Source organism: Pseudoalteromonas sp. Isolate6, assembly GCF_022398435.1.
Taxonomy (GTDB): domain Bacteria; phylum Pseudomonadota; class Gammaproteobacteria; order Enterobacterales; family Alteromonadaceae; genus Pseudoalteromonas; species Pseudoalteromonas galatheae.
The window spans coordinates 1-5,697 of record NZ_JAKEVK010000257.1 but is presented as its reverse complement, the minus strand read 5'-3'; the positions used below and the strand labels follow the sequence as shown (position 1 = coordinate 5,697).

The 5,697-nt window shown below is 42.2% G+C and carries 5 protein-coding genes; 3 read left to right on the top strand and 2 right to left on the bottom strand.

Going from position 1 to position 5,697, the window contains the following annotated elements; all coding sequences use genetic code 11:
• Positions 1–281 precede the first annotated feature (281 nt).
• Together L1D50_RS21025 and galU are read left to right on the top strand one after the other, a co-directional pair.
• Positions 282–2,780: a S8 family serine peptidase gene (locus tag L1D50_RS21025; protein ID WP_239966744.1), complete on the top strand. Its 2,499-nt coding sequence runs from the start codon at positions 282–284 to the stop codon at positions 2,778–2,780.
• 269 nt (positions 2,781–3,049) lie between these two features.
• The gene (galU, locus tag L1D50_RS21020; protein WP_239966743.1) at positions 3,050–3,931 is read left to right on the top strand and encodes a UTP--glucose-1-phosphate uridylyltransferase GalU; all 882 of its coding nucleotides are present in this window, start codon (positions 3,050–3,052) and stop codon (positions 3,929–3,931) included.
• A 162-nt stretch (positions 3,932–4,093) separates the two neighbouring features.
• Here galU and L1D50_RS21015 read toward each other — a convergent pair whose 3' ends face one another.
• Complete coding sequence (locus tag L1D50_RS21015) at positions 4,094–4,489, bottom strand: VOC family protein (RefSeq protein ID WP_128728718.1); 396 nt, start codon at positions 4,487–4,489, stop codon at positions 4,094–4,096.
• 21 nt (positions 4,490–4,510) lie between these two features.
• Here L1D50_RS21015 and L1D50_RS21010 point away from each other — a divergent pair, with 21 nt between their 5' ends.
• Positions 4,511–4,801: a ribbon-helix-helix domain-containing protein gene (locus L1D50_RS21010; RefSeq protein ID WP_128728719.1), complete on the top strand. Its 291-nt coding sequence runs from the start codon at positions 4,511–4,513 to the stop codon at positions 4,799–4,801.
• A 9-nt stretch (positions 4,802–4,810) separates the two neighbouring features.
• Here L1D50_RS21010 and L1D50_RS21005 read toward each other — a convergent pair whose 3' ends face one another.
• On the bottom strand, positions 4,811–5,488 hold the full coding sequence (locus L1D50_RS21005; RefSeq protein ID WP_193554592.1) for a hypothetical protein: 678 nt from the start codon (positions 5,486–5,488) through the stop codon (positions 4,811–4,813).
• Between the last annotated feature and the right edge of the window lie 209 nt (positions 5,489–5,697).

Sequence of the window (5,697 nt, the reverse complement as noted above, 5' to 3'; positions counted from 1 at the left end):
AAATTACGGTAGAAAAATGAATCTACCAAAAAAGTATGATCAAACTTCAAACTTCTGCCCGTCACACTCCCTCACAAAAAAGAATTAATTAGCTTGAGAAAAAGACACCCAACCAATAAAAAATCCTGAATTTTTAGATTAACGCTTTTTTTACATTGCACAGGTCTATATCTAGGTCTAGGTTTTAATGCGTTGCCAAAAAGACCACAGCCACTACCAGAAAATTACCAACTCAAAAATTGCGTATTGTTTATACGCTTGAAATTAAAAGGTTATTAATAATGAGATCAAAACTTTCTGCATTGTCTTTGGCTTTGCTACCTGCACTTGCTTTTACTGCTCAAGCAGCAGTTCAAATTGAAACTACAACAGCTACTGCTGATGACAGCATCCTAGTTGTGTTTAAAGAGAATACTTCTGCAGCACTTCGTGCCAATGCAAGAAATCTAGTTAAAGCGAAAATATCTGATCTGAACGCCGACGGTGTAGATGACAAATACCGTCACGTTTTACAGGGTCGTTTAGCAAACTTTAAATTAGACGGTATTACAGCGAAGCAGGCTATCGAAAAGTTAGCAGCACACCCAGCAATCGCTTATGTTGAACCTGATTATCAAGTAAAAGCGTTAGGTATTCCGGATGATAGCCGTTTTGATGAGCTTTGGGGTATGCATAACACAGGTCAAACAGGTGGTACAGCAGATGCTGACATCGATGCGCCTGAAGCATGGGATATCACTATCGGCTCACGTGACGTGATCGTCGGTGTTATTGACACAGGTGTTGATTATACACACCCAGACCTTGCAGCAAATGCATGGCGCAATCCAGGTGAAATCGCAGGTGATGGCATCGACAACGATGGTAATGGCTATGTTGATGATGTTTTCGGTATTAATGCTATCACAGGCAGTGGTGACCCAATGGATGACCAAGGTCACGGCACGCACGTATCTGGTACTATTGGTGCGTCTGGTAATGATGCGACGGGCGTTGCTGGTGTAAACCATGAAGTGTCTATCGTGGGGTGTAAATTCTTAGATGCATCAGGCTCAGGCTCAACTTCTGATGCGATTGAATGTATTGACTATATGGTTGCACTTAAAAATGCAGGTCATAACGTTCGCGTTACTAATAACAGTTGGGGCGGCGGTGGCTTTAGCCAAGCACTTTCTGATGCGATCACTGCAAGTGAAAATGCGGACATTTTATTTGTTGCCGCAGCAGGTAACAGCGCAGTAGATAACGATGTAAACCCTCACTATCCTTCAAGCTACGAGCACGACAGCGTATTCTCTATCGCAAGTACAACACACACTGACGCGATGTCTTCATTTTCACAATGGGGTCTAACGTCTGTAGACATGGGCGCACCAGGTAGTGCTATTTTATCTACCGTTCCTGGTGGTGGTTATTCAAGCTATTCAGGCACCTCAATGGCGACGCCTCACGTTGCAGGCGCAGCGGCTCTAGTACTTTCAATCAACCCAACACTTACCGCAGTTGAGCTTAAAAACTTGCTAATGCAAAGTGGGGATGCCAATGCTGATCTTACCGACAAGACTGTATCTGGTAAGCGCTTAAATGTGAATCAAGCAGTAATTGATGCAGATCCAGAGCCAGGCTTTAGAGTATCAGCTCGCCCTGCAAATCAAGAAATCACTGCTGGCGATACAGCAACATATGAATTTACATTTGCTTCTGTCGCTGACTGGCAGGGCACCATTGACTTGTCTGTTACTTCACCAATTGCAGGTGCAACGCTGTCTGCGACTACTGCAATGCCAGGTGATACAGTAACTCTTTCAGTACCTACTACGGCTTCAACTCAGTGGGGCGAGTATAGCTTTACACTTAACGCAACATCTGGCGAGCTTGCGGATCAAGAGCAAGTAGGACTGTATGTATTACCTCAAGGGTTAAGTGATTTCAGCTATGAAAATACTACCACGGTAGACATTCCAGATAACGATACTTCAGGAATTACTTCTGTGATCACTGTGGCTGACACCGTTACTGTATTTGATAGCAATACCTTAGTGGATATTACACACACCTACATCGGCGACTTAATTGTTACGCTTACTTCTCCTGCGGGTACAGTGGCAACACTGCATAACCGTCAAGGTGGCGGTACAGATAATATTAACCAAACCTTTAACTCTGCTGCATTTAATGGTGAAGTTGCAACAGGTGATTGGACATTGTCTGTCTCAGATAATGCAGGTATCGATACAGGTACATTGAACAGCTGGACACTAAACCTAACGGGCCTAGGTGAAGCGTCACCTCAACCTCCTGTTGCGGGCTTTAGTTTTGTCGCATCTGGTCTTTCGGTAGCATTTACGGATGAAAGCCGTGATCCTAATGATGATATCGTTAGCTGGGTATGGGATTTTGGCGATGGCAGCATCAGCACAGACGCAAGTCCAATTCACGAATTTGCAGCCTCTGGTGAGTACAGCGTTGAATTAACAGTAACTGACAGTGAAGGCAACAGCAACACAACTACACAGTCTGTTGTGGTGAGCGCTGATGAGATTGAATTATCCGTTGCTCGCGTCAATAAATCTCGTTTAGGATTTATCCGTGTAGAGCTAGCATGGCAAGGTAGCAGTGCTGACACCGTGACAATTTACCGTGATGGGCAAGCTATTGATACAGTAACAAACTCGGGTAAATTCAGAGACTTCTCGCGTAATTTAGAAGCGACTAGTTACACCTATAAAGTGTGCCAATCTGGTGATATCTGCTCGAATGAAATCACAGTTAACTTTTAATTATTCCATATCTAAAGGTTAATTGAAGCCCCGAAAGGGGCTTTTTTGCGCAAACTTAGATATCGAGCTATATAATCCTGAAGCACAAGATTTACTTAAGCTTGTAAGCTCTACAACCAGCTCAAACACCACACTCTTGACTGCTAAAAGTCAGGTTTTCATAAGCAACTGTACATATTGCAACAGAAATTCGTTTGCAACTTTACTTATTCTGGTTAGAATTGCGGGCTAAATTAAAAAAAGGCAGCAAGATTTAAACCGGAGATGATATGAAAGCAGTGATCCCAGTCGCTGGGTTAGGAACAAGGATGCTTCCTATGACCAAAGCCATTCCTAAAGAAATGTTACCTTTGGTAGATAAACCACTGATTCAATATATAGTGAAAGAGTGTGTTGCTGCGGGCATAAAAGAAATTGTGTTAGTGACTCACTCGTCAAAAAATGCAATTGAGAACCACTTTGATACTAGCTTTGAGCTAGAGGCAACACTCGAAAAACGTGTAAAACGTAAGCTTTTAGACGAGGTCCGTTCGATTTGTCCTGAAGATGTTACGATTATGCACGTCCGTCAGGGTGAAGCCAAAGGTCTCGGTCATGCTGTTTTATGTGCACAACCTATCGTTGGGGATAATGATTTTGTTGTTGTACTGCCCGATGTGATTTTAGATGAATACACTGCCGATCAAGGAAAAGAAAATTTAGCTGCAATGTTATCTCGCTTTGACCATACTAAAGCCAGCCAAATCATGCTAGAGCCAGTGCCACAGCAAGATGTTAGCAAGTACGGTATCGCTGATATCAATGGTGTGTCGCTACGCCCAGGTGAAAGTAGTGCAATAAAGCATATGGTAGAAAAGCCAGCTGTAGAAGAAGCCCCTTCTAACCTAGCAGTTGTTGGCCGCTATGTGCTTTCTAAAAACATTTGGCCACTGCTAAGAAAAACGCCAGTTGGAGCTGGTGGAGAGATCCAATTAACCGATGCTATCGATATGCTGATGGAACAGGAAACCGTTGAAGCTTTTCATATGAGTGGTCGTTCACACGATTGTGGCGATAAGCTTGGTTACCTTAAAGCCATTGTTGAATATGCGATTCGCGATGAGCAATTAGGTGAAGAGTTTTCACAATTTTTAAACACGCTAATCAATTAAGTATCGCGTCTTAATTTACTGAGGGCTAAACCCGCTGCTACAAATTTACGGAAATTCGTAGCAGCAACTTTGGACTGCGATTGTTTTCATGCCTTTACGCCACAACTCCTTTAACCATTTTATGTCGAGATCGACCACCTTTGGTGCGGAGTAAATCCGTTACTACCGATACACATCACTTCTTTCGATAACTTCAATATCATAACCATCGGGATCTTTAATAAAAAAGAATCTAGCAACTAATATACTTTGATTATAAAAATCCTTTATTTCTTTTGGCTGGTAACCTTTCTCTTGGGCTTGATTAAAAACCGCGGCTAAGTCGTCCACAACAAACGCCAAGTGCCCATAACCATTACCTAGCGTATATTCTTCAGCGACATCATGGTTCCAAGTGAGCTCCAATTCAAACGAGGTTTCATCATTACCAAGGTAGATAAGAGAAAAGTTAGAGAAATCTATACGTCGCTTCACTGCCAATGCAAATACATCATGATAGAATTTAACTGATTGTTCTGCATCTTTTACTCTGACCATAGTGTGGATCATTTTTGCCATTACTTTACCTTTGGAATCAATATGTGTGAGCTCTACGCATCAACCGCCCCCCACCGCTATAAGGTGGTCAAACGTTCAATTCGCATTCAAGGTGTAGTGACTAGCCTCGCCTTAGAAAATGAAACTTGGCAAGTTTTAGAAACCATCGCGCAAAGTGAACAATTAACACTTTCCGAGTTTATTTCGACACTTTATCAAGAAGTAATTGAGCGTCATGGTGAGATCAAAAATTTGGCGTCTATGTTGCGTGTCACATGTTTAACCTACCTTGCAAATAGTAATACACTCGATCTGCAAAGTGGTAGTAACTGATTACTACAATTAATGACGCTCTAGAAATCGTTGCCACGTTATATTTGGGTTGATAACGCGTATGGGAGATATCACTTGTTTGAGTATCGTGAGAGGCGGCTGCTCAACCTCATGACCATCCTCTTTCAATCCAAGCAAATACTGAAAACTGGCTTTGCTACCAAGTTGAATAGCTGAGATGCGGATCTGTTGTTCAAAGTTCAACCTCATACTACTAATAGCAGTTTTCATACCTTGCTGATCAACATTGGGTAAACCACATTTTTGTAGATATCCTTGTCTTTCACCTTCTCCAGAAAACCAAATTCTGACCTTCTCGCTATAACGACCAGTTTTCGCAGGTAAATCGAACATAATACGCCGCTCTCCTAGCTGTTTTACTAATGCTAGATATTGTTCCAGTCCAGCTTGCCATAGTGCAGGATGAATGGGCACCACTCGTGGTTGAATTTTACCGTGGGTGTTAAAGTGAAATACATGAACGTGGCCTTCGTAATAAACATCATCAAGTGTAAGTGAGCCAATTTCATCACTATACGCACCGGTGTAATAACTCAGCAAAGGCAACCAAAAGTGCCAATGCTTAGGCTGTTCACGCTTTAGCTTTTCATCAGAGTAAATATAGCCATTGAACAAGGTATGAAGTTCCATAGAGGAAAATGCTCGTCTGCCTAAATGAGTTTTCATACAGTGGTCAATATCTTGAGTTTAAAACAGATTTAAGTTTAACGGTTTTTAGTCTTTTTCGGAAGTTTGATAGTCACCTTCCCCATCTAAGACGCGGGCTTGTCCGTCGGCAGGAATGTCATGGTGTCACCTTCACATAAACTTTTAGAAAGAATCTCGATATAAAGACATAAAAACAGTCGCGACCTAAAGTCGCTGCAACCAAAGAA